Below are 21,911 nucleotides of genomic sequence, written 5' to 3'. Positions count from 1 at the left end.
TGGTGCACTAAACACAACGAGGAGCGCGCAGTGATAGAGCAATCCACCCTCTGGTGGCTGATGGCGGGAGGGGCCGTCGCCGTGGAGCTGTTCACGGGCACGTTCTACCTGCTCATGCTGGCCATCGGCCTGGCCGCCGGCGCCCTTGCGGCCCATGCGGGCGGCTCGGTCGCGGCGCAGCTGCTGGCCGCGGCCGCGGTCGGGTCCGCGGGCGTGGTGGGCTGCTATGTGTTCCGTAAAAAGAACCCGGGCGCCCAGCCCGCATCGAGCAACCGCGACGTGAACATGGATGTGGGCGAGTCCGTGAACGTGGAGATCTGGAACGCCGACGGCACCGCGCAGGTGCGCTACCGAGGCGCCCAATGGACGGTGGTCCTGCGCCCCGGCAATGCCCCCTCCTCCGGCATGCACCGCGTGGCGGAAGTCATCGGCAACCGGCTGCTGGTCGACAAGCTCTGAGGCCGGACCCCTCACGCACCGCCACAACGCAACGCCAAGCACCCACCCCAATCTTCACCATCGCAAAGGACCCCATGGAAATCATTGCCCTCGTCATCGTCGTCATCGCCGGCATCTTCATCGCTCGCTCGGTGAAGGTGGTTCCCCAACAGAACGCCTGGGTCAAGGAGCGGCTGGGCAAATATGCCGGCACCCTCACGCCGGGGCTTAACTTCCTCGTGCCATTCGTCGACCGCGTGGCCTACAAGCACAGCCTCAAGGAAATTCCGCTCGACGTGCCCAGCCAGGTCTGCATCACGCGCGACAACACCCAGCTGCAGGTGGACGGCATCCTCTACTTCCAGGTGACCGACCCCATGCGCGCCAGCTACGGCTCCAGCAACTACATCATGGCCGTCACCCAACTGGCCCAAACGTCGCTGCGCAGCGTGATCGGCAAGCTCGAACTCGACAAGACCTTCGAAGAGCGCGACATCATCAACGCCCAGGTGGTCCAGGCGATCGACGAGGCCGCGTTGAACTGGGGCGTGAAGGTGCTGCGCTACGAAATCAAGGATCTCACGCCGCCGGCCGAAATCCTGCGCTCCATGCAGGCGCAGATCACGGCCGAGCGCGAAAAGCGCGCCCTGATCGCCGCTTCGGAAGGCCGCCGCCAGGAGCAGATCAACATCGCCACCGGCGAGCGCGAAGCGTTCATCGCACGGTCGGAGGGCGAAAAGCAGGCGCAGATCAACAACGCCCAGGGCGAGGCCGCCTCCATCACAGCCGTGGCCGAAGCCACCGCCCAGGCCATCGAACGAGTCGCCGCGGCCATCCGCCAGCCGGGCGGCGAACAGGCCGTGCAGCTGAAGGTGGCCGAGCGCGCCGTGGACGCGTACGGCAAGGTGGCCGCCGATGCGACCACCACGCTGATCGTGCCCAGCAACATGAGCGAAGTGTCCGCCCTGATCGGCTCCGCCATGAAGATGGTTCAAACGACCCAACGCGCGCCTTGAACGGCGCTTCAACGGTTTTTCCAAAAACGAGCCAAAACCACTGCTACAATCGCGGGCTTCGGAGAGGTGGATGAGCGGTTTAAGTCGCACGCCTGGAAAGCGTGTGTGGGCTAATCCCCACCGCGGGTTCGAATCCCGCCCTCTCCGCCAAAGACAGTCCTGATTCCCAGTCGGGAACAAAAAAGCCACCCTCGGGTGGCTTTTTTATTGCATGCGGCACCGCAATGCTGACACCCCGTTGGCCCCTACATGACCAAGGTGGCGAGATTCGCAGCCGCGACGCCAAGCACCTCCACCGCACGGCGATTGGCCGCCTCCAGCGAGGCGCGGGCCCCATTCCCCGAAAACCAGTGAAAGGCGAACGCCGACGCATAGGCGTCCCCTGCACCCAGTGTGGACACGACGGTGGTGGGCTCTGCAGGGCGGTGGTGGCCGTGCTGCCCATCGAAGAACGCCGCACCGCCAGCGCCGAGGGTGACCAGCACCCCCTGTCCCTGTGGGCGTGCCAGGGCCGTGGCAAGCGCCACGGCCTCGTGGGCATCCATCTCCGGGGTGCAGGTCACACCTCTGTGGGCGGCCAGCCACTGCGCTTCGATCGCGTTCAGGCAGACCAGGTCAGCCGCTTGCAGCAACCGTTCCAAGGAATCGGGCGATTGGCGCAGTGAACGTGCGCCCGGATTGACCACCAGTTGGAAAGGCCGGGACGGCAGGCCCGCCAACGCGTGGCTCAACTCGTCGGTGGCGGCATCGGCCAACGCGGACACATAGACAAGCTCGGCTTGCATGAGCATTGCAGAGGCATCCGCCAACGACAGCCGGGTACTGGCACCGCGCTGCGCGAACACGGTGGCATCACCCTGCGGGTCCAGGTGGATCACGGCCTTTCCCGTGGGGCATCCGGGGATGGCCTGCACACGTTCCACCGCGATGCCTTGCCGGTCCAACGTGTCGCGCAGCCATCGCCCTTCCACATCCGCGCCGATAGCGCAGCAGGCCGTGACCTGTGCGTGAAAGGCTGCGAATCCGAGCGCCGCGTTCACCGCGCCGCCCCCGCTGGACCATCGCACGCTGGCCACATCGTGTTTGGCTCCGGGGCCTCGCACCGCGTCCACGCCTGCAACCACGATGTCGAGCGTGGCACCGCCAATCGTCAGGACACGCATGTCAGACCCCGACCATGGCAGCGCCGATCACACCCGCCGAATTGCCCAGCCTGTTGCGCAGCACGGGGGTGTGGAACTCATCGTTGAAGACCATGCGCTGCAGCCGAAGAGCGCCCTCCTCATACAGTTCATCCATGCTGGCAAGCCCTCCGCCGATGACGATCACATCCGGGTCCAGCACGGCGACCACGTTGGCGACCGCGCCGGCAAATTGGCTGAGAAATCGATCCAGCAATTCGACGGCCGCGCCATCGCCATGGCGCGCCATTTCAACGATGCGGGCCGCATCGGCAGACTTCCCGGTGGACTGCTGGTAGCGGGCCTCCAGCGCGGTTCCGCTCAGGTAGCGTTCGACACATCCCTGGCGGCCGCAGTAGCAGGCAGGCCCGTCCGGATCAATGGACATATGGCCCCATTCACCGGCAATGCCATGTCGCCCGCTCCACAAACGACCATTCACCACGATGCCTGCACCCACCCCCGTGCCGAGCACCAGCCCGAGCACGCAGCCGTGCCCGCTGCCTGCGCCTTGGAGGGCTTCGGCCATCGCGAAGCAGTTGGCATCGTTTTCCATGTTGAAGGGGCGGCCCAGCCGCTGGCGCAGATCCGCCTGCAGAGGATGGCCGTTCAGCTCGGTTGCATTGCAATTTTTCAGCAAACCGGTGGTTTTCGAAATGGACCCCGGGGTGCAGATTCCCAATGTCGTTTCTGCCCCCAAAACCACAGTGGCCAATTGGCAGTGCATTTCAATAATGCGCTGCAGCACCTGAAGATAGCCATCGCTGGCCCGGGTCTCCATTCGGATTCGCCGACATTCTCGATATTGATGGTCGAGTACGATGCCTTCGATTTTCGTCCCGCCCAGATCGATCCCGATATGGAATCTTTCCTTCGAATTTTCCTTATCCGCGTCCATGCGAAAGATACCCCCCATCCATTTGATTCTTGCGTTCGACGCTGTGGCACGCATGCGCAGCTTCAACAAAGCGGCAGACGAGCTGAATATTTCCCACAGTTCCGTCAGCCATCGGATTCGTGAACTGGAGCGATTGCTGGGCAATAGCCTGTTCACACGAACGACCCGCTCGGTCGCAATGACCCCTGAAGGCGAGTATTTGCACCAGCAGATGAAAGACGCATTGGAGACGCTGGAGGAGGCCTTCTCCGGCTTCACACAGGAGCGCAGCGTGATCCGGATCAGCGTGTTGCCTTCTTTTGCTCGCTTTCGGCTGGTTCCAGCCCTCACCGAATTCCAGCGCCTGCACCCGGCCGTCTCCATCGAGGTGTCGCCAACGACATGCAAGGTGGACGTCGATCAGGGAGAGGCAGACATTGCCATCCGGTTCGCCAAAGCCCGCCCCCAGGCCCACCATTGCGAACCGCTGCTGGAGGACGAGTGGTTTCCAGTGGCAGCTCCCGCCTATCTGAAACGGTGCGATGCACCCGGCATCGAGGCTCTGTTCAAACGCGCGGTGTTCCTGTCCCATAGCAGGCAGCCCTGGGAACCCTGGCTGAAGAAGGCCGGCATACAGATTTCGCCGGCGCAGCGCACGCTGACCTATTCCGACACGGGCTTCATGCTGGATGCAGCCCTCAATCTGCAAGGGATCGCACTGGGTCGGCGTTCTCTGGTGAAAGGCCTTCTGCAAAACGGCAGTTTGGTGCGGGTTTCCGACATCGCCATTCCGTCGGAGCAAGCTTATTTCCTGCTCGCATCGGAGCGGGCCCTGATCTCTCGCCACGGCAGCACGGTGATCCATTGGATCCGTGCTCTGGTGCAAGACGGCTAATGAACGATGGTGAGCACGATGCCGATCAACACACCTGAAATCGCCAGCATTTTTTGGCGGATGAATCGCTCTGCAAAGAACAGCGCGCTCAAGGCGAACACCATGATGAGATTGGTGCGCCGAAGCACCGATATCACCGAGATCAGCGCACCCTCGGCCTGCACGGCCGTGAGATAAATGAACTCGGCCAATACGTATGCGGCGGCAATCGCAGGGACCGCCCAATTTCGGGACAGCAGGCTTCGGCATTCCATGGCCCCGAAAACCCAAGGCAATAAAAGCAGCGCCATGCCGCCCCGCTGAATGGCCGAGTACGCCTGGACGGCGGCCAGATCCAAATGCAGGGTTGCCAGAATGTGCTTGTCGTAAAGGGCGTTGGCCGAAGACAGCAACGTGGCCGCGAGCATGCAAAACACCCACCCGTTGCGCTGAAACCGGATGCCCTCTTTTTGCCCGATCAGGGAGAACAGATAGTAGGAACCCATGGAGACAGCGAGCCCCATCCATTGCCACCAGTTGAGTTGCTCGGACAGGAAAACGATGGCGCCTACCGCCGTCCAAAGCGGCCCGGAAGCGCGCACCCCCGCGGAGATCGATAACGGCAAGGATTTGACCGAGTAATACGAAAGAATCCACGTGACCACCATCATTGCCGATTTGGGCAGCAACGCCAGCTGCTCGGCCCGGGTCAACGCTGCAGGGTGCAAGCCCAGGGGCTGCAGTGTGTCGGCCCAGGCAGCCGGAAGGAAAAAGAAAGGGGCCCAGATCAGCGCCCCGAGAACGGACGACCACAGCACCACCTCCAGGACCGTTTTTTCCCTGAGGGCGAGTTTGGTCAAAAAGTCGTAGGTTCCCAGCACCAACCCGGCCAGCAGGCCCAAGGCAATCCATGTCATGTTCGGGCATCAAAGTGCGAGAAAGCCGCCGTCCACGGGAACCACTGCGCCCGTCAAAAATGATGCCTGGGGACTGCTGAGCCAAAGCACGGCTTGTGCGACCTCATGCGACTCGCCGACGCGCTTCATGGGCAGGCGCTCGGCCCATCCCTCCAGCCCGCCGGAGACAGCACTGGAGCGGGCCAGCATCTCCGTGGAGATCGGCCCGGGGGACACGGCATTCACGCGCACGCCATAAGGCGCCGCCTCGACTGCGGCCGCCTTCGTCAGCGCAAGCGCTGCATGTTTGGAAGCGGTGTACGCGCCCGTGCCTTCCAGAATCGTGCGATGGGCATGCACGGAAAGGTTGTTGACGATGCAGCCCGAGCGCCGCTCGTACATCGGTCTGAGCAAATGCTTCATGCACAGCATGAGCCCGGTGCAATTGGTGCGCATCACTGCTTCAAACGCATCGATGTCTTGGTCCACGATGGCCGATGCCGTTCCAACGCCCGCATTGAGGAAGGCGATATCCACCACGCCAAGACGGCGCTCGACTTCGTCCATCAGGTTCATCACGTCGTTCTCGCTGCCGACATCGCAGGCCACCGCGAAGCCGATGCCGCCGGCGTCCAGAATCATCTTGGCGGTCTCAGCGCAAGAAGACACCGTGCGGCCCGCGATGGCCACCTGGGCGCCCTGCTTGGCGAAAGCAAGCGCCGTCGCCCTCCCGATGCCCGTGCCTCCGCCTGTCACCAGCACCACCCTGTCCTTGAAAGCGTTCATGGGGTCCAACCTGACAACGAGTTCAGCAACGATGCGATGGCCCGGGCCAGCACGCCATCCTGGGCAGACGCGGCACCGCTGATTCCGAGTCCGCCCACCAAGGTTCCTCCCACCAGCAGCGGAACACCGCCTTCCAGGGGCAGGACGTCGGCCAGGGCGAGATAGGCCGTCTTGCCCTGTTCCAGCGCCTGCTGCATCGCGGCGGTGTCCCTGCGGAAATAAACCGCTGTCCGCGCCTTCGCAATCGACGCGTCGATCGATCCCAGAAAGGCATCGTCCGCACGGGCAAACGCCAGAAGGTGTCCCGAGCTGTCCACTGCCGCCGCCGAAACGGCCAGGCCTTCGTCCAGGCCTGTGATCAGCGCGCTCTGCACCAATTGCTGCGCCTGACTGGCGCTCAGCCGCGAAAGACCGGTTTCAGGCATCTGCATGCGCCATCTCCTCGGCAGCAATGCGGATGGCATCGGCGTCCACATCATTTACAAAGCGGCATGCGCCGATCCCGTCGGGCAGTGGCAGTCGCTGCCGGCCATCGCGATGACGCATCGTGTCGGCCAGCGCCTCCTGCAGCAGGCCGGGCTGCTCGAAAAAGCGATGCCGCAAAGGCAATTGCATGGACTTCATGACACGCACGACCCGACGTACATCCTGGTCTGCAAGGAGCCCTCTCGCCCGTGCCAGGCGGCAAGAAAACAGCACATCCAAAGCGACCGCCTCGCCATGCAGCAATTCTGGCAGCGCTTTCATCTCGATCAGCGGAGCAAACGAGTGTCCGAAATCGACGCATCGGTCCAGCGTGAGCTCCCACAGGTTGGGAGCCAACTCTTCCAGCATGCCCTCCACCGCCAGACCGATGACCTCTGGAGCGACGATCGCATCCTGAAAGCGGGTCAGCAGCAGCATCTCGGAGTGCCGCTCCAGCAGGTCGAACAACCGAGGGCTCTTGATCACCGCGAGCTTGAGCAACTCTCCCATCCCATTGGAGAGCTCGCGGGACTCCACCGTCGACAAAAAGCTGCGATCCAGCAAGGCAACGGTAGGCGCATGGTATGAACCCAGGCGGTTGCGACGATCCATTGCATTCACGGCGGTCTTGATACCGACCGCGGCATCCCACAGCGCCATCGCGTTGGTAGGAACCTTGACGTAGGGAATTCCTCGCCGATACAGCCCCGCCGCAAAACCGACGAGGTCCAGCAACACACCACCGCCAATGGCAACCACGGGCTCAGAACGGCGCAGCACCCCTGCCGATTCGAGGTGGCGAGCGATTGTCATGGCCGTCTCCAAGTCTTTCGTTTCTTCCGAAACGGAAAGGCTCAGGATGGAAACGTCTACTCCATGGTGAGCATAGTAGGCGCGCATCTCTTCGCCATAAAGTTGGTCCACGTGCGCATCGATCACGAGGGCTTGGCGCAAACCAGGCTGTGCCCTGCCGCAGGTGATCAATTCGAGGGCATCGAGCCTGAAGATGCCATCGATCTGTCGCACTTCGTATGAAACCTCCTGTGTCGCGTGCACCCTCCAGCCATGCGCCTCGAAACGGTTCAGCGCGCCCATGCTCGCCGGCCATATCACCCGATCGTTCATCCATGCCCTCCCTTTTTTGTAGGGGGCCAAGCGTATTGCGAAGCGACGCCGGCATTGCTGAACGTTTCGCGAGCTTTCTACGGCTTGGTTGATGAATCCTTCGCAAAGGTATGGGAGCGGCTCAAAGCCCAGGCAGGCTTCCTGGCGTGCCCTTTGCCCGCATGAGGCCATAGAGCGCTCCAGCGGCTACTGAATCAGAAACGGTGAACGCAGGTGCAAAGGAAAAATGGAGAGGTGGGCTTTGGGGCTGTGAGATCCCGCAAAGCCCATGCAGCCAGTGCATGCTGCAAGACAAAGAAAAAACGGGCTACCGCTTTTGGCGATAGCCCGTTGATTTTTTTATAAATGGTCGGCGTGGCGGGATTCGAACTCGCGACCCCTTGCACCCCATGCAAGTGCGCTACCAGGCTGCGCTACACGCCGACAAGACTTAGATTATATGCACAAAAAACTCAGTTCAAGGAAAGCAGCGCACGAATTTCAAATAATTCCCGCCGCAGGATCTGTGTATCCAAAAGCGCAATCGAGGACAAAGTCGCCGATGGGCTCGACAAGTCGGCCCCATGTGACGCTTGCAGAGCAAAAGAGGAGCTGCCATCCAACTCCGGCGACAACGAATCGCCCTCTTGCAGGCGATTGCGCGCTCCGCTGATCGTGAAGCCTTGCTCGTACAGAAGGTCCCGGATACGACGGATCATGAGCACCTCGTGGTGCTGGTAGTAGCGGCGATTTCCCCTGCGCTTCATGGGCCGAAGCTGCGTGAACTCCTGCTCCCAATAGCGCAGTACGTGCGGTTTGACGCCACAGAGCGCGGCCACCTCTCCAATGGTGAAATACCGTTTGGCCGGGATGGGAGGAAGCGGTGTGCCCATGGGACGCGGTTTCTAGCGAATAAACAAGCAGCGTACTGCAGCCGGAACAAAGGCGCCAGCCACTTCCGTTCAGTGGCAGGCGGGAAAGAGACAGCGCTTCAGCCAGCAGCGCCCGCGTTCTGGATCTGCTCCTTGAGCTTGCTGCTGGCATGGAAAGTCACGACACGGCGGGCCTGAATCGGAATCGCCTCGCCCGTGCGGGGATTTCGCCCCGGCCTCGGGGCTTTGGTACGGATCTGAAAGTTACCGAAGCCCGACAGCTTCACGTCTTGACCGTCCACCAGGCGCTGCGCAATCAGATCGAAAAAAGCATCGATCATGTCTTTCGATTCGCGTTTATTCAGACCAATGTGATCGAACAGAAGGTCCGCCAGCTGCGCCTTCGTCAACGCAGGGGTTTCCAGGCTTTCTACCGCAAATTCCATCACGTCAGCGCTCCCGTTCAGCATCGTCATCACCGCAACCTCGCACCGGCACGGCTCGACAGTTGTTCGACCACCGACTGAATCGTCGCTTCGATTTCAGCATCCGTCAGCGTGGCGCCATCAGCCCCCAGCGTCAGGCGCACGGCCAAGCTCTTTTCACCGCTGGCGAGACCACCAACGGAGGCTTCGCCATCACGCAAAGGCTTGGGCCGGAACACATCAAACAGCACCGCCGCGCGAAGCCGTGTGGGAGGCACGGCAGCCTGAATGGCTGCCATCACATCGGCGTGCGTGATCCGCTCGGCAACCACTACGGCCAGATCCCGCTCAACCGCTTGATGCTTGGCCACTGCATGAAAATGAGGGACCTGCCGCTGCATGACCGCATCGAGTTCCAGCTCAAACATGACTGGGGCCTGGGGAAGCTCCCAGGACTGGCGCCACCGAGGATGCAGCTCTCCAATGAACCCAATGGCTTGGCCATTCAGCAGCACGCGGGCACAACGGCCAGGGTGCATGGCAGGGTGCGTTGCAGGCTCAAAAACGGGCTTCAGGGGAGCAAGCAGCGCCTCGACATCGCCTTTGGCATCGAAGAAATCCACCCCTTGCTCTTTGCGTCCCCATTGGAGGACGTCGGATGCGCCGTATGCAAGACCAGCCACGCGCATGGGCTGATGAAAACCTTCTACCGTGGTATCAGACTCCGCAACGGACGCATCGCGCAGAAAGACCCGGCCCAACTCGAAAACCCGCACGCGCGACGCCTTGCGATCCAGGTTGAACTTCAAGACCTGCAGCAAGGAGCCCAACAGCGAAGAGCGCATCACGCTCATCTGGCTGGCAATGGGATTCAACAACCGGATGGGCTGTGGATTGCCCGCCAGTTCGTGCTCCCAATGCTCTTCCACAAAGCTGAAATTGATGGTTTCCTGGTATCCAAGTCCCGCCAATGCACGACGCACGGCAAAAGGCCCCCGACGTTCTTCGGCACGCAGCTTGGGCGTGATGGGCGCCAGCGGCGGCGTGGTAGGCAATTGCTGGTAGCCCACCATGCGAGCCACTTCCTCGATGAGATCTTCCTCGATCGCGAGATCGAATCGATAGGGCGGCGGCAGCACCGTCAATGTGCCCTCGCCGGAAGTCACCGGCAGGCCCAGGCGCTTCAGCGCATCGGCACACTGCTCTTGCGTCAATGGCATGCCGATCACCTTGACGGCTCTGGCAACGCGGAGCGTGACGGGTTTGGCTTCAGGCACGTTCGGACACTGGTCGTCCATCGGCCCGCAAACGGTCTCAGGCGTGCCGCAGATGTCAATCACCAACTGGGTGATGCGCTCAATGTGTTCCACGGTCTGGCTCGGATCCACGCCACGTTCGAAACGATGTCCGGCATCGGTCGAGAAGTTATAGCGGCGCGAGCGGCCAGCCACGGCCTTGGGCCACCAGAAAGCCGCTTCGATGTAGATATGGCGGGTGTCGTTCGACACGGCCGTGGCATCGCCCCCCATGATGCCCGCCAACGATTCGACCTGGCTTGCATCCGCAATGACGCCCACCTTTTCATCGAGGGCGACGGTGTTGCCATTCAGCAATTTGAGTTCTTCGCCCGCACGCGCCCAACGCACATCCAGGGGGCCGTGAATTTTGTCCAGATCGAAAATGTGAGAGGGGCGGCCCAGCTCGAACATCACATAGTTGGAAATATCGACCAACGGGGAGACGCTTCGCTGCCCGCAACGTGCAAGCCGGTCCAGCATCCACTGCGGAGTCGCAGCCTGCGTGTTGATGTTGCGAACGATACGTCCCGAGAATCGCCCACACAGATCCGAGGCGCTGATCTTGACTGGCAAAACGTCGCCATGACCCACCGGTACCGCCGGAAACTGCAGCGGCTTCAGCGGCGCTCCAGTCAGGGCAGAGACTTCACGCGCGATGCCGTAAACGCTCAAGGCATGTGCCAGATTGGGCGTGAGCTTGAGGGTGAACAGGGTGTCGTCCAGGTTCAGATGAGTCCGAATGTCCTGCCCGAGCGGAGCATCGGCCGCCAGTTCCAAAAGGCCTCCATGGTCTTCCGAGAGCTTCAACTCCCTGGCGGAGCACAGCATGCCCTGGCTTTCCACACCGCGAAGCTTGCCCACCTTGATCAAGAACGGTTTGCCATCCTCCCCGGGAGGCAACTCCGCACCGACAAGCGCGCAAGGCACTTTGATACCGACGCGTGCATTGGGCGCACCACACACGATGTTGAGCAAAGCACCCTGCCCCGTATCGACCTGGCAAACGCGCAGGCGATCAGCATTTGGGTGCTGCACCGCCTCCTTGATTTCTCCCACCACGATCTTCGTGAAAGGAGGCGCCACAGGCTGCAGCTCTTCCACTTCGAGCCCTGCCATGGTCAGTGTCTCGGCCAATTCTTTGGTCGAAAGTGGAGGATTGCAGAACTCGCGCAGCCAGGATTCTGGAAATTGCATATTCAGTCTTCGGTGATTCTTGAGCGCAGCAGCCCTCATTAGGTGGGCCGCCTGTGTGGAACGCGGCGTGCGGTTTACTGGAACTGCGAAAGAAAACGAATGTCGCCATCAAAGAAGAGGCGCAAATCATTGACCCCATAGCGCAGCATCGTCAGCCGGTCAGGCCCCATGCCGAACGCAAAGCCGATGTATTTTTCTGGATCGAGGCCCATGTTCCGGACCACGTTCGGATGCACCTGTCCGGAGCCCGCCACTTCAAGCCAACGCCCGGCCAAAGGGCCCGTCTGGAACTGGATGTCTATTTCGGCACTGGGCTCGGTGAAAGGGAAAAAGCTGGGCCGAAAGCGCAAGACCAAATCATCGCTTTCAAAGAAAGTACGGCAGAAGTCGGTGAAGACGACCTTCAGATCCTTGAAGCTCACGTTCTCGCCGATCCACAGGCCTTCGCATTGGTGGAACATGGGTGAGTGCGTGGCATCGCTGTCCACCCGGTATGTACGGCCCGGAGCAATGACGCGGATCTCCGGCATGGCCTGGCCCGAGTCGATCAAGGCGCGGTGTTTTTTGACATGCTGAACGGCATGGCGGATCTGCATGGGGCTGGTATGGGTGCGCAACAGGTTCGGAGCGGTGGCTGTGCCGCCCTCGACATAGAACGTGTCGTGCATGGAGCGCGCCGGATGGTCTTCAGGCGTATTCAACGCCGTGAAATTGAACCAGTCGGACTCAATCTCGGGCCCCTCGGCCACGTCAAAACCCATCGAGCCGAAAATGCCCTCGATGCGCTCCAGGGTCAAGGACACGGGATGCAACCCACCTTGCCCCCGTTGACGACCGGGCAAGGTGACATCCAACGATTCCGCCTGCAATTGTGCTTCCAGCTCGGCATCTGCCAACGCTTTTCGGCTTGCGTTCAGGGACGCTTCAATGGCCTGCTTGGCAACATTGATGGCGGCACCGCGAGATTTCTTTTCCTCAACAGACAGCTGGGCCATGCCTTTCATGAGCTCGGTCACTCGCCCCGACTTGCCCAGAAACTGCGCCTTGGCATTTTCCAGATCGGCAGGGGTGACGGCTTGCGCGAACAGGTTCCGCGCGCTTTCGACCAGGGAGTCCAACTCGTTCATACCAGCTCTCATCGTCTCTTGGAAATGAACAAGGGCTAGTGCCTTTTCAAGCCCTAGCCCTTGCGTTTATTGCGCAAGCAGCTATCAATAAGATAGCTACCAGTCGTGAACTCAAGCAGCAGCCAGCTTGGCCTTGACTTGCTCCACGATGCTGCCGAAGGCAGCCTTGTCGTGCACCGCGAGGTCGGCCAGCATCTTGCGGTCGATCTCAATGGCAGCCTTCTTCAGGCCGTTCGTGAATTGGCTGTAGGTCAGACCCAATTCGCGCGAAGCGGCGTTGATACGGGCGATCCACAGTTGGCGGAACACGCGCTTCTTGGTGCGGCGGTCACGGTAGGCATACTGCCCAGCCTTCATTACCGCCTGTTTGGCGATACGGAAAACATTACCGCGGCGACCACGGAAACCCTTTGCAAGGGCCAGAACTTTCTTGTGACGGGCACGGGCCGTTACACCACGTTTGACGCGAGGCATGTGAGTACTCCTTGTTCGTCGTTGTTAAAGGCCAGCACCAGGCAGCATTTGTGCAATGGAGCCCATATTGGTCTCATGCACAGAAACTGCACCACGCAGATGGCGCTTATTCTTGGTGGTCTTCTTCGTCAAGATGTGACGCTTGAAGGCTTGACCGCGCTTGACGGTGCCACCGGGACGAACGCGGAAACGCTTTTTCGCGCTGCTCTTGGTCTTCATTTTGGGCATGTGAATGCTCCTTTTGTTTGTGCTCGCGAGGCGTTTGCGAACCGATCCGCAACCTTGTTGGCCCCGAGTCACTTTTTGACGGCAAGCCTTGGCCTGCCGTTCGGTGCCGCTTACGCGGCCCCTATGCCCGAGCCAGCCTTGAGGCTGGCCCGGTCAATTCACTTAACCACTTGGCCCACCAGCCACCTCAAGCAGTGGTGGTAGCGCCTTCCGCTGCAGGTTTGCCAGCGGGCTTTTTCTTGCCCGGCGCGATCATCATGATCATTTGCCGGCCTTCGAGCTTGGGAAACTGCTCGATCAGGATGGTGTCACCCAAATCATCGCGAATGCGATTGAGCAAGGCCAAGCCCAATTCCTGATGGGTGATCTCCCGGCCGCGAAAGCGCAAGGTGATCTTGCATTTGTCACCCTCCGCCAGGAAGCGGCGAATGTTGCGCATTTTGATGTTGTAGTCACCATCATCCGTACCGGGACGGAATTTGATTTCCTTGATCTCGATGACCGTCTGCTTGGCCTTGGCCTCTGCCGCGCGTTTTTGCTCCTGATACTTGAACTTGCCATAGTCCATCAGGCGACACACGGGAGGGTTGGCCGTGGCGGCAATCTCCACCAAGTCCACATCCAGCTCGCCCGCCATGCGGAGGGCTTCCATGAGGCTCACGACCCCGAGCGGCTCGTTCTCAGGACCGGAGAGGCGAACCTCAGGGGCCATGATTTCACGGTTCAGGCGGTGCTTGCGCTCTTCGCGCTGGCGACGATCACGAAATTCAGTAGCGATGGCTATTTTCCTTCAATCAAAATGCTACGGATAACGTAGCGAGTACCGCACAGCTCACGCGGGCTAAAGCCAAGTTTGACACCAAATCAAGCTTTAGAAGCGATGTCCTGGGCGATGAGCGCTACGAACGCTTCGAGGGACATCACACCGAGGTCTCGATTGCCCCGGGCGCGCACTGCGACAGCTCCTGCTGCCTTTTCTTTCTCACCGGCGACGATGATGTAAGGCAGCTTTTGCAACGAATGCTCTCGTATTTTATACGTAATCTTTTCGTTACGCAGGTCAAGCGCCACCCTAAGGTCTTGATTCGGCAGTGCTTTTTGAAGCTTTGCGGCGATTTCACGACAGTAATCGTCCTGTGCACCCGTGATGTTCAGCACGGCCACCTGCACTGGAGCCAACCAGACTGGCAATGCGCCTGCGTGCTGTTCGATCAGAATTCCGATGAAGCGTTCCAGGCTGCCAACGATGGCACGGTGCAAAACGATGGGGCGATGCCGGGCACCATCTTCTCCCACGTATTCGGCACCCAGCCGCTCAGGCATGGAAGGATCGACCTGAATGGTGCCGCATTGCCAGTGACGGCCAATGGCATCGCGCAAGGTGTACTCCAGCTTGGGGCCGTAGAAAGCGCCGTCACCAACGGCGATTTGATAGTCGCAACCAGAGGCTTTCAGGCTTTCAATCAGTGCACTCTCTGCCTTGTCCCAGCTTTCTTCGGAGCCGATGCGCTTTTCGGGACGCGTGGCGACTTTGTAGATGATGTCGGTGAAGCCGAAGTCTTTATAGACCTTTTGCAGCAGCGTCGTGAAGTTGATGCACTCCTGCTGGATCTGTTCTTCGGTGCAGAAAATGTGTCCATCATCCTGGGTGAACGCACGCACCCGCATGATTCCATGCAGGCCGCCCGTCGGCTCATTGCGATGGCACTGACCGAACTCGCCGAAGCGCAAAGGCAGATCGCGATAGCTCTTCACGCCTTGGTTGAAGATCAGGATGTGCCCAGGGCAGTTCATCGGTTTGAGCGCGTAGTCGTGCTTTTCGCTCTCCGTCGTGAACATGTTCTCGCGGTACTTGTCCCAGTGCCCCGTTTTTTCCCACAGGTGCTTGTCCAGGATTTGCGGGCCTTTCACCTCCTGATAGCCGTTGTCGCGATACACCTGACGCATGTACTGTTCGACGCCCTGCCAGATCGTCCAACCTTTGGGGTGCCAGAAAACGGTACCGGGCGAGTGCTCGTCGATGTGGAACAGGTCCAGTTCTCTGCCGAGGCGACGGTGATCGCGCTTCTCGGCCTCCTCGATGCGTTTGACGTACGCATCCAAGTCTTTCTTGTCGGCCCACGCAGTACCGTAGACGCGCTGCAATTGCTCGTTCTTGGCATCGCCACGCCAGTACGCACCGGACACCCGGGTCAGCTTGAAGACTTTCAGGAATCGCGTGTTGGGCACGTGGGGGCCACGGCACATGTCCACGTACTCCTGGTGGTAGTACAGACCCATGGCCTTCTCTTCGGGCATGTCCTCCACAAGGCGCAGCTTGTAGTCTTCCCCACGCGCCTTGAACACCTCGATCACCTCGTCCCGCGGGGTCATCTTCTTGATCACGTCGTAGTCCTGCGCAATCAGTTCCTTCATGCGCTGCTCGATGGCAGCGATGTCGTCGGGCGTGAAGGGGCGCTCATAGGCGATGTCGTAGTAAAAGCCTTCGTCGATGACGGGGCCAATGACCATCCGGGCCGTCGGATAGAGTTGCTTCACGGCGTGGCCAACCAAGTGAGCGCAGGAGTGGCGGATGATCTCCAAGCCTTCCTCATCGCGCGGCGTGATGATTTGCAGGCGGGCATCGTGATCGATCACATCGCTGGCATCCACCAGGCGCCCATCCACTTTGCCTGCCACCGTCATCTTGGCCAGTCCTGGACCGATGGACTGGGCCACCTCTGCCACCGTCACCGGGCCAGGATATTCGCGTTGGGAATTGTCGGGAAGCGTGATCTGAATCATTGAAGAATCCTTGTCGAGGGGGGTGGCGCGCGGTGCCACAAAGCAAAAAGCGCGGAACGAAGTCCGCGCTTTTGGAAGAAGAGTGCAAATCTGTGCAGGCGCGAACAGGCAGCCTTAAAGGCCGGTCAACATCTCCGTTGTAGTTCGCGGTGTCATAACCAGATGTGCCTTTCTCGCTCTTGTGCTGATGGGTGGTCGCGGGATTCTAACCTGCCCCCAATGGAAAAAGCCTGGGGCCTTGATGCCCCAGGCCCATCGACAGCGCCAGGTCAGTGGAACTGCTCTTCTTCGGTCGAACCCGTGAGTGCCGTCACGCTGGATTTGCCACCCTGGATCACCGTGGTCACGTCGTCGAAATAACCGGTGCCCACTTCTTGCTGGTGCGACACGAAGGTGTAGCCACGCTCGCGTGCTGCGAATTCAGGCTCCTGCACCTTCTCGACATAGGCCGACATGCCGCGATTTACATAATCCTGCGCCAGATCGAACATGTTGAACCACATGCTGTGGATGCCGGCCAGCGTGATGAACTGGTACTTGTAGCCCATGGCGCCCAGCTCGCGCTGGAACTTGGCGATGGTGGCATCGTCGAGGTTCTTCTTCCAGTTGAATGATGGCGAGCAGTTGTACGCCAGCAGCTTGCCGGGGTGCTTGGCATGCACGGCATCCGCAAACTTCTTCGCGAACTCCAGGTCCGGCGTGCCCGTCTCGCACCACACCAGATCCGCGTAATCCGCATATGCAACGGCGCGGCTGATGGCCTGATCCAAGCCCTTCTTGGTCTTGTAGAAACCTTCGGCCGTGCGCTCACCTGTCAGAAACGGCTTGTCATTGGCGTCGTAATCGCTGGTGATCAGATCGGCGGCCTCCGCATCGGTCCGCGCGATCACCAGGGTCGGCACGCCGTAGACATCTGCAGCCATGCGTGCAGCAATCAACTTCTGCACTGCCTCCTGGGTGGGAACCAGCACCTTGCCGCCCATGTGGCCACACTTCTTCACAGACGCCAACTGATCTTCGAAATGCACACCGCCGGCCCCCGCGCGGATCATGGCCTTCATCAACTCGTAAGCGTTCAACACGCCACCGAAGCCTGCCTCCGCGTCGGCCACGATGGGCGCGTAGTAGTCGACAAAGCCTGCGTCGCCAGGATTGGCCCCTTTGGACCACTGAATTTCATCGGCGCGGGTGAAAGCGTTGTTGATGCGCTCCACCACCTTCGGCACCGAATCGACGGGATACAGCGACTGGTCGGGGTACATCGCCGCGTATTCATTGTTGTCTGCCGCGACCTGCCAGCCCGACAGGTAGATCGCCTTGATGCCGGCCTTGACTTGCTGCATGGCCTGGCCTCCCGTGAGCGCGCCCAGGCAGTTCACATAAGGTTCGTTGTTGACCAAACCCCACAGTTTTTCAGCGCCACGCCGTGCCAGCGTGTATTCCACCTGGAAGGAGCCCCGAAGACGAACAACATCCGCAGCGCTGTAGCCGCGCTTGATGCCCTTCCAACGCGGGTTCTGTGCCCAGTCTTTTTCAAGGGCGGCAATTTGCTGTTCGCGGCTGAGCTGTTCATTGAAGGATTGCGGCATAAGTCACTCCGTGGGTTGGTTGATGAGCCGGGCTGCAAGAGGCCGCCCTTGGAGATCACTTTAAGTCTTGTACAAGACTTGATCAAGCTCTTATATCTTATATAAGAGATAAAATTTATTGTTTTAAATCAACAACTTATTCACGCCCTCTCTTATTGCGAAATTTAATTTCTCATATCAAGAAATTTTTCTGCAGCGCAGCATCATGTATTTTTGCAATGTGAAAATCAAATTTTGCGATACAAAAAATCAGGTTCGGCGATCGGTCATCCAGTCGCCATGCACGATCCGGGTGGCGTTCTGCAAGTATTCGGAATTGATTTCATACACCAGGCATTCCAGCTCCTGCCCTCCGACGGAGACCGAGATCTCCCGTTTTTCGTACTCGCCATTGGGTTCGGGCAGCAGCCCCTCGATTTCGTCCAACTGGATCTCCAGTTCGGGCGAAATCGCATAGACCTCCCCGTGCACCGAAAAATCGCCCGGCTCCCGCACGTCCGCCAAATGCAGCGCAATGCCGGGATAGGCACCGAGGTCGTACAGCGTTCCGCAGACGGTGGCCTCCCCCAGGAAGGTCGCGCGGGGCGTCAAACGGGTGATGTCATTGCTGCCGCCACGGCGCAAAGTGCCATAGACAAAAACGTAGCGTGAAAAAGGATGAAGGGTTTCGTCGGGCATGATGGCGCGCTCCAGGGTACTACCCGCAAAGTCTAGCCAACACGCGAACATGCCAAGCCGCCCCATCGCCTATCTCTGCCTTGCATTGAGCATGTCGCTCGTGGGCAGCTATGTCGCCTTGTCCAAGCCACTGGCGGCCGCGCTGCCGGTCTTCCTACTGGCCTGGATGCGATTCGGCATTGGGGGATTGGGAATGCTCCACTGGCTCAAGAAACCGGCGGATGAGGGCCCGATGACACCGCAGGTGCGGCGCCTGCTGTTTCTCGAGTCTTTTCTGGGTAACTTCCTCTTCACCCTTTGCATGATCTCGGGTGTGAGTCTCACCAGCGCCGTGTCGGCAGGGGTGACGATGGCCGGAATACCTGCCGCAGTGGCAGTCATGAGCTGGTTCTTCCTGAAGGAAAAGGTCTCTACGAGGACCTGGATCGCGGTCGGGTGCGCCGTCGTCGGCATCGCGCTCTTTTCGCTATCAAATTCAGAGCATCACACCCAATCAAATTCCCGGCATGAGGGCGAAAACGCTCCCAACCTGGTTTGGCTTGGGCAATTGCTCTTGCTGGGCGCCGTTCTGTGCGAGGCGGCCTATTCGGTCATCGGCAAGAAACTGACGGGCACGCTGGGGCCGCGCCGAATCACTTCGTTGATCAACCTGTGGGGATTCGCACTGGCCACCCCCATGGGACTGTACGCAGCATGGCATTTTGACTTTGCCAGCCTCACACCCGGTCTTTGGACGTTGCTCGTCTTCTACGCACTGGCCGCGAGCATGTGGACCGTGTGGCTGTGGATGACGGGGCTCAAGGCGGTGCCTGCCGCACAAGGCGGCGTCTTTACGGTGATGCTTCCCATCAGCGCGGCGTTGGTGGGGGTGCTGGTGCTCGGAGAGCGTCTTGCACCAGTTCAACTGATCGCTTTCGGTATTGCGATCGCCAGCGTCGTCCTGGCCACGCTTCCTGAAAAATCTTCAGTGCGCCAGCGTTCATCCGAAGCCAATGCCAAAGCGATGGACTCGCAATCACCTCGGCATTGATTCCGCCTTCTGCTCCAGGGGCTAATGCCCTGTCACTTTGCGGATGGGGGGCTTGATGCTGTCGCGCCGCGCCGGCAACACCTGCGCGTGCTCGCGAGGGGCGTTGAGCACGATGCACGTGGAGGTTTCCGCCAGCAGGCAGAACCCCGTGACCACGGCATCCAGGTGGCTGACATCGATCACTGCGATTTCCAGGACCCAGCTGTCTTCCCCCGTGACGTTGTAGGCATTCAAGACCTCGGGCGTCTCTTCGATCAGTCGAACCACCCGGGCATATTCCGCCCGGCCCACGCGGATGATGGCCCGAATGCCATAGCCCAAACGGGCGTAATCCAGACGAACACCGTAGCCCCGGATCACCCCCGAAGCTTCCAGTTTGCGAACCCTCTCGGTCACTGCAGGCTGACTGAGGTGCACCCGGCGGCCCAGTTCGGCCATCGAAATGCGGGCATCCTGCTGCAATTCAGCGAGGATTCTGCCGTCGTGAGCATCCAATTGAGAAAATTCGGTCATGGCGTTATTTAACCATTGAAACAAAGGCAATCTATATTTCCAGCCTTTCAAATGCCATGGAAAATCACACTCAGCCTGCATAGCATTTGCGGCATGACTTCACTTTCTACATCCCCCGCCAGCCCCGCTGCACGCAGCCTGCCCACGGTGCTGCTCCTGGCCCTTTTGGCCTGCTACCTCATCTGGGGCTCGACCTATCTGGCCATCCAGGTGGCCCTCAAAAGCTTTCCACCGTTTTTCCAGATGGGAACCCGCTTTCTCGCTGCAGGCACACTGCTGATGGCATGGGTGGCGTGGCGCAAGCCCCAAAGCGGCAGCGCACCGAAGCTGCCGACGAAGCGGCAATGGATGCATGCCCTCATCGTCGGCGCTCTGATGCTGGGCGGCGGGATGGGGCTAACGGCCACCGCCAGCGTGCACGTCGGCTCCGGCCTCATCGCGGCCTGCGTGGCCGTGGTGCCAATGATGATCGCCGCATGGGGACTCTTGTGGGGAAGGCGTCCGACCCGTGGCGAGACGGTGGGCATGCTGCTGGGGGCCCTGGGTGTGTTGGTACTGGTGCAAGGTGCCAGCTTTTCCGCGTCCCCTCTCAGCATGGTCTGCATCCTCGCGGCGACCTTGTGCTGGTCTTTGGGGTCTGTGCTGTCCACCACGCGCTTTCCGCTGGCCGACGGGGCCAGTGGTTTCGCCAGCGAAATGCTGTGCGGAGGCGCTGTGCTGATGGCCGTCTCCCTGGCGCTGGGCGAGAAGCCCGCGTGGCCGCCGCGACCCGAAGCCTTGCTGGCATGGCTCTACCTGGTGACGCTGGGCTCGCTGGTGGGATTCAGCGCCTACCTTTATCTGCTGCGCCATGCGACGCCGGCACTGGCATCGAGTTATGCCTTCGTCAACCCGCTCATCGCCTTGCTGCTCGGCAGCGCCATCGCTGGCGAGCATCTGACCGCCGGCGAATGGGGCGCCTGCGCGTTGATCCTGTCCGCGGTCGCAGCCATTTTTGTCTCGCGGCGATCGCGCTGAGATCGCAGCCGATGCGCCACCGAAGATCGTGCGCATCCCATTGCAATGGCGGTGACGGGCGCCAGCACCGTGGCGCTTGCGCGGTACCCAAGCAACAAATGGAGGCAAAAAAAGCCCTGCCTCGCTTGGAAACGCGTTTTTTTCCCAGTAGCATCTGCGGGCCAGTGGAGAAGCAGGTTTTCGCTGGTGACGATATTTCACTTCCAACAAGGAAAACCCAACATGGCAACTGCAAAGAAAGCGCCGGCCTCCGAAGCCAAGGCCGCAGCTCCCGCGAAGAAGCGCACCCCGAACGCCGCTTTCATGAAAGCCCTTACGCCCAGCCCTGCCCTGGCTGCCGTCGTGGGCTCCACGCCCTTGCCCCGTACCGAGATCATCAGCAAGCTGTGGGTCTACATCAAGGCCAACGACCTGCAAGACGCCAGCAACAAGCGCATGATCAATGCCGACGCCAAGCTCAAGGAAGTGTTCGGCAAGCCCCAGGTTTCCATGTTCGAAATGGCTGGCCTGATCGGCAAACACGTGAAGTAAGCATTCCATCGTCTGCACGTTCAGCAGGCGGCGAATGAAAAACGAAGCCGGCACCACTGCCGGCTTTTTTTCGCCTGGGCCACCGGGAACCCAAGTGCTGCCGGTGTGTCAATCCACTGCTTTTCAACAAGCAAGAAACCAAAGGATTGCAAATGCGATGAATTCGCATTTATAATACCCCATTGTCAACAGCCAGCCAACACTGCCTGCACCATGATCGTTTGTGTCTGCCGCCGGGTTTCTGACCGCGAAATTGCACGCCATGCACATGCTGGCATGAGTTTCGACGAGATCCAGTTTGAGCTGGGCGTGGCCACCCAATGCGGCCGTTGCGAAAGCTGCGCACGGGATGTCGTGGCCCAATGCAGCGTTTCGCATCCGGTCGCCGCGCTGCACAAAGAGATCGCTTCGCAGACGATCCAGCTTGCCAACTCCATCCTGGAAAGCAAAGCATGGAACTGCTCTCAACCCTCGCAGGCAGCCTGATTCTCGTCATCGGCTCCGTGTGGTGGAT

25 protein-coding genes and 2 tRNA genes are annotated in these 21,911 nt (G+C 60.2%); 9 read left to right on the top strand and 18 right to left on the bottom strand.

Annotated elements, in window-relative coordinates:
- The first annotated feature begins 33 nt into the window (after window positions 1-33).
- The 3 genes from AVME950_RS17725 to AVME950_RS17715 all read left to right on the top strand — a co-directional run bounded on the left by AVME950_RS17725 (window position 34) and on the right by AVME950_RS17715 (window position 1,604).
- The gene (locus tag AVME950_RS17725; RefSeq protein WP_284430953.1) at window positions 34-459 is read left to right on the top strand and encodes an NfeD family protein; all 426 of its coding nucleotides are present in this window, start codon (window positions 34-36) and stop codon (window positions 457-459) included.
- 74 nt (window positions 460-533) lie between these two features.
- On the top strand, window positions 534-1,454 hold the full coding sequence (locus AVME950_RS17720) for an SPFH domain-containing protein (RefSeq protein ID WP_272563823.1): 921 nt from the start codon (window positions 534-536) through the stop codon (window positions 1,452-1,454).
- Between the two features lie 60 nt (window positions 1,455-1,514).
- Window positions 1,515-1,604, top strand: a tRNA-Ser gene (locus AVME950_RS17715).
- Between the two features lie 95 nt (window positions 1,605-1,699).
- On the opposite strand, the gene AVME950_RS17710 is transcribed toward AVME950_RS17715, so the two are convergent.
- Window positions 1,700-2,617: a carbohydrate kinase family protein gene (locus tag AVME950_RS17710; RefSeq protein WP_284430823.1), complete on the bottom strand. Its 918-nt coding sequence runs from the start codon at window positions 2,615-2,617 to the stop codon at window positions 1,700-1,702.
- 1 nt (window position 2,618) lies between these two features.
- On the bottom strand, window positions 2,619-3,587 hold the full coding sequence (locus tag AVME950_RS17705) for an ROK family protein (RefSeq protein WP_284430822.1): 969 nt from the start codon (window positions 3,585-3,587) through the stop codon (window positions 2,619-2,621).
- Here AVME950_RS17705 and AVME950_RS17700 point away from each other — a divergent pair.
- Entirely contained in the window at window positions 3,586-4,407 is an 822-nt protein-coding gene (locus AVME950_RS17700) for a LysR substrate-binding domain-containing protein (protein WP_284430821.1), read from the top strand. The genes AVME950_RS17705 and AVME950_RS17700 overlap by 2 nt on opposite strands.
- Here the strand turns inward: AVME950_RS17700 and AVME950_RS17695 are convergent.
- The 15 genes from AVME950_RS17695 to AVME950_RS17625 form a co-directional block, all read right to left on the bottom strand.
- Window positions 4,404-5,303 (bottom strand): DMT family transporter, encoded by a 900-nt coding sequence (locus tag AVME950_RS17695; protein WP_284430820.1) that lies wholly within the window; start codon window positions 5,301-5,303, stop codon window positions 4,404-4,406. The two genes, AVME950_RS17700 and AVME950_RS17695, sit on opposite strands and share 4 nt — an antisense overlap.
- 9 nt (window positions 5,304-5,312) lie before the next feature.
- Entirely contained in the window at window positions 5,313-6,068 is a 756-nt protein-coding gene (locus AVME950_RS17690) for an SDR family NAD(P)-dependent oxidoreductase (RefSeq protein WP_284430819.1), read from the bottom strand.
- Window positions 6,065-6,499, bottom strand: a complete 435-nt coding sequence (locus tag AVME950_RS17685; RefSeq protein WP_284430818.1) for a GlcG/HbpS family heme-binding protein — start codon at window positions 6,497-6,499, stop codon at window positions 6,065-6,067. Before AVME950_RS17685 ends, AVME950_RS17690 begins: the two co-directional genes overlap by 4 nt.
- Window positions 6,486-7,658 (bottom strand): sedoheptulose 7-phosphate cyclase, encoded by a 1,173-nt coding sequence (locus AVME950_RS17680; protein WP_284430817.1) that lies wholly within the window; start codon window positions 7,656-7,658, stop codon window positions 6,486-6,488. The genes AVME950_RS17685 and AVME950_RS17680 overlap by 14 nt, the downstream gene beginning before the upstream one ends.
- Window positions 7,659-8,004: 346 nt before the next feature.
- Window positions 8,005-8,081, bottom strand: a tRNA-Pro gene (locus tag AVME950_RS17675).
- A 29-nt stretch (window positions 8,082-8,110) separates the two neighbouring features.
- A complete protein-coding gene (locus AVME950_RS17670; protein ID WP_284430816.1) occupies window positions 8,111-8,530 on the bottom strand; it encodes a MerR family transcriptional regulator in 420 nt (139 codons plus the stop codon).
- Between the two features lie 98 nt (window positions 8,531-8,628).
- A complete protein-coding gene (locus tag AVME950_RS17665; RefSeq protein ID WP_272563834.1) occupies window positions 8,629-8,985 on the bottom strand; it encodes an integration host factor subunit alpha in 357 nt (118 codons plus the stop codon).
- Window positions 8,985-11,426, bottom strand: a complete 2,442-nt coding sequence (pheT, locus tag AVME950_RS17660) for a phenylalanine--tRNA ligase subunit beta (protein ID WP_284430815.1) — start codon at window positions 11,424-11,426, stop codon at window positions 8,985-8,987. The genes AVME950_RS17665 and pheT overlap by 1 nt, the downstream gene beginning before the upstream one ends.
- 74 nt (window positions 11,427-11,500) lie before the next feature.
- Entirely contained in the window at window positions 11,501-12,553 is a 1,053-nt protein-coding gene (pheS, locus tag AVME950_RS17655; RefSeq protein WP_272563836.1) for a phenylalanine--tRNA ligase subunit alpha, read from the bottom strand.
- Between the two features lie 111 nt (window positions 12,554-12,664).
- Entirely contained in the window at window positions 12,665-13,027 is a 363-nt protein-coding gene (gene rplT / locus AVME950_RS17650) for a 50S ribosomal protein L20 (protein ID WP_092745027.1), read from the bottom strand.
- 24 nt (window positions 13,028-13,051) lie between these two features.
- Window positions 13,052-13,255 carry a 50S ribosomal protein L35 gene (gene rpmI, locus AVME950_RS17645; RefSeq protein ID WP_092745026.1) on the bottom strand — a complete coding sequence of 68 codons (204 nt, stop codon included), beginning with the start codon at window positions 13,253-13,255 and terminating at the stop codon, window positions 13,052-13,054.
- Between the two features lie 187 nt (window positions 13,256-13,442).
- Entirely contained in the window at window positions 13,443-14,039 is a 597-nt protein-coding gene (gene infC / locus AVME950_RS17640; RefSeq protein WP_284430952.1) for a translation initiation factor IF-3, read from the bottom strand.
- Window positions 14,040-14,119: 80 nt separating this feature from the next.
- A complete protein-coding gene (thrS, locus tag AVME950_RS17635) occupies window positions 14,120-16,039 on the bottom strand; it encodes a threonine--tRNA ligase (RefSeq protein ID WP_284430814.1) in 1,920 nt (639 codons plus the stop codon).
- Between the two features lie 269 nt (window positions 16,040-16,308).
- Window positions 16,309-17,628, bottom strand: coding sequence for an isocitrate lyase (gene aceA, locus AVME950_RS17630; protein WP_284430813.1), 1,320 nt, complete (start codon window positions 17,626-17,628; stop codon window positions 16,309-16,311).
- Between the two features lie 249 nt (window positions 17,629-17,877).
- A complete protein-coding gene (locus AVME950_RS17625; protein ID WP_284430812.1) occupies window positions 17,878-18,306 on the bottom strand; it encodes a gamma-glutamylcyclotransferase family protein in 429 nt (142 codons plus the stop codon).
- A gap of 49 nt (window positions 18,307-18,355) precedes the next feature.
- Here AVME950_RS17625 and AVME950_RS17620 point away from each other — a divergent pair, with 49 nt between their 5' ends.
- A complete protein-coding gene (locus AVME950_RS17620) occupies window positions 18,356-19,336 on the top strand; it encodes a DMT family transporter (protein WP_284430811.1) in 981 nt (326 codons plus the stop codon).
- 21 nt (window positions 19,337-19,357) lie between these two features.
- Here AVME950_RS17620 and AVME950_RS17615 read toward each other — a convergent pair whose 3' ends face one another.
- The gene (locus tag AVME950_RS17615) at window positions 19,358-19,849 is read right to left on the bottom strand and encodes an Lrp/AsnC family transcriptional regulator (protein ID WP_284430810.1); all 492 of its coding nucleotides are present in this window, start codon (window positions 19,847-19,849) and stop codon (window positions 19,358-19,360) included.
- Between the two features lie 93 nt (window positions 19,850-19,942).
- Here AVME950_RS17615 and yedA point away from each other — a divergent pair, with 93 nt between their 5' ends.
- From yedA to AVME950_RS17595, 4 genes are all read left to right on the top strand, one after another.
- On the top strand, window positions 19,943-20,866 hold the full coding sequence (gene yedA, locus AVME950_RS17610) for a drug/metabolite exporter YedA (RefSeq protein ID WP_284430809.1): 924 nt from the start codon (window positions 19,943-19,945) through the stop codon (window positions 20,864-20,866).
- 222 nt (window positions 20,867-21,088) lie between these two features.
- Complete coding sequence (locus AVME950_RS17605) at window positions 21,089-21,397, top strand: SWIB/MDM2 domain-containing protein (RefSeq protein ID WP_272552302.1); 309 nt, start codon at window positions 21,089-21,091, stop codon at window positions 21,395-21,397.
- A gap of 34 nt (window positions 21,398-21,431) precedes the next feature.
- Window positions 21,432-21,572 carry a hypothetical protein gene (locus AVME950_RS17600; protein ID WP_284430808.1) on the top strand — a complete coding sequence of 47 codons (141 nt, stop codon included), beginning with the start codon at window positions 21,432-21,434 and terminating at the stop codon, window positions 21,570-21,572.
- Window positions 21,573-21,610: 38 nt separating this feature from the next.
- Entirely contained in the window at window positions 21,611-21,883 is a 273-nt protein-coding gene (locus AVME950_RS17595) for a (2Fe-2S)-binding protein (protein ID WP_272552300.1), read from the top strand.
- The last annotated feature ends 28 nt before the right edge of the window (window positions 21,884-21,911 follow it).

Origin of the sequence: Acidovorax sp. SUPP950 (assembly GCF_030158935.1) — a bacterium.
In the GTDB taxonomy this organism is placed as follows: domain Bacteria; phylum Pseudomonadota; class Gammaproteobacteria; order Burkholderiales; family Burkholderiaceae_C; genus Paracidovorax.
This window is presented reverse-complemented; position numbering and strand designations above follow the sequence as displayed.

Excerpts from the sequence above, each read along its gene's own strand:
- AVME950_RS17720 (WP_272563823.1), top strand. The coding sequence starts at position 534 with ATGGAAATCATTGCCCTCGTCATCGTCGTCATCGCCGGCATCTTCATC.
- AVME950_RS17710 (WP_284430823.1), bottom strand. The coding sequence starts at position 2,617 with ATGCGTGTCCTGACGATTGGCGGTGCCACGCTCGACATCGTGGTTGCA.
- AVME950_RS17700 (WP_284430821.1), top strand. The coding sequence starts at position 3,586 with ATGCGCAGCTTCAACAAAGCGGCAGACGAGCTGAATATTTCCCACAGT.
- AVME950_RS17705 (WP_284430822.1), bottom strand. The coding sequence starts at position 3,587 with ATGCGTGCCACAGCGTCGAACGCAAGAATCAAATGGATGGGGGGTATC.
- AVME950_RS17695 (WP_284430820.1), bottom strand. The coding sequence starts at position 5,303 with ATGACATGGATTGCCTTGGGCCTGCTGGCCGGGTTGGTGCTGGGAACC.
- AVME950_RS17690 (WP_284430819.1), bottom strand. The coding sequence starts at position 6,068 with ATGAACGCTTTCAAGGACAGGGTGGTGCTGGTGACAGGCGGAGGCACG.
- AVME950_RS17685 (WP_284430818.1), bottom strand. The coding sequence starts at position 6,499 with ATGCAGATGCCTGAAACCGGTCTTTCGCGGCTGAGCGCCAGTCAGGCG.
- AVME950_RS17680 (WP_284430817.1), bottom strand. The coding sequence starts at position 7,658 with ATGAACGATCGGGTGATATGGCCGGCGAGCATGGGCGCGCTGAACCGT.
- AVME950_RS17670 (WP_284430816.1), bottom strand. The coding sequence starts at position 8,530 with ATGGGCACACCGCTTCCTCCCATCCCGGCCAAACGGTATTTCACCATT.
- AVME950_RS17665 (WP_272563834.1), bottom strand. The coding sequence starts at position 8,985 with ATGACGATGCTGAACGGGAGCGCTGACGTGATGGAATTTGCGGTAGAA.
- pheT (WP_284430815.1), bottom strand. The coding sequence starts at position 11,426 with ATGCAATTTCCAGAATCCTGGCTGCGCGAGTTCTGCAATCCTCCACTT.
- pheS (WP_272563836.1), bottom strand. The coding sequence starts at position 12,553 with ATGAACGAGTTGGACTCCCTGGTCGAAAGCGCGCGGAACCTGTTCGCG.
- rplT (WP_092745027.1), bottom strand. The coding sequence starts at position 13,027 with ATGCCTCGCGTCAAACGTGGTGTAACGGCCCGTGCCCGTCACAAGAAA.
- rpmI (WP_092745026.1), bottom strand. The coding sequence starts at position 13,255 with ATGCCCAAAATGAAGACCAAGAGCAGCGCGAAAAAGCGTTTCCGCGTT.
- thrS (WP_284430814.1), bottom strand. The coding sequence starts at position 16,039 with ATGATTCAGATCACGCTTCCCGACAATTCCCAACGCGAATATCCTGGC.
- aceA (WP_284430813.1), bottom strand. The coding sequence starts at position 17,628 with ATGCCGCAATCCTTCAATGAACAGCTCAGCCGCGAACAGCAAATTGCC.
- AVME950_RS17625 (WP_284430812.1), bottom strand. The coding sequence starts at position 18,306 with ATGCCCGACGAAACCCTTCATCCTTTTTCACGCTACGTTTTTGTCTAT.
- AVME950_RS17620 (WP_284430811.1), top strand. The coding sequence starts at position 18,356 with ATGCCAAGCCGCCCCATCGCCTATCTCTGCCTTGCATTGAGCATGTCG.
- AVME950_RS17615 (WP_284430810.1), bottom strand. The coding sequence starts at position 19,849 with ATGACCGAATTTTCTCAATTGGATGCTCACGACGGCAGAATCCTCGCT.
- yedA (WP_284430809.1), top strand. The coding sequence starts at position 19,943 with ATGACTTCACTTTCTACATCCCCCGCCAGCCCCGCTGCACGCAGCCTG.
- AVME950_RS17605 (WP_272552302.1), top strand. The coding sequence starts at position 21,089 with ATGGCAACTGCAAAGAAAGCGCCGGCCTCCGAAGCCAAGGCCGCAGCT.
- AVME950_RS17600 (WP_284430808.1), top strand. The coding sequence starts at position 21,432 with ATGAAAAACGAAGCCGGCACCACTGCCGGCTTTTTTTCGCCTGGGCCA.
- AVME950_RS17595 (WP_272552300.1), top strand. The coding sequence starts at position 21,611 with ATGATCGTTTGTGTCTGCCGCCGGGTTTCTGACCGCGAAATTGCACGC.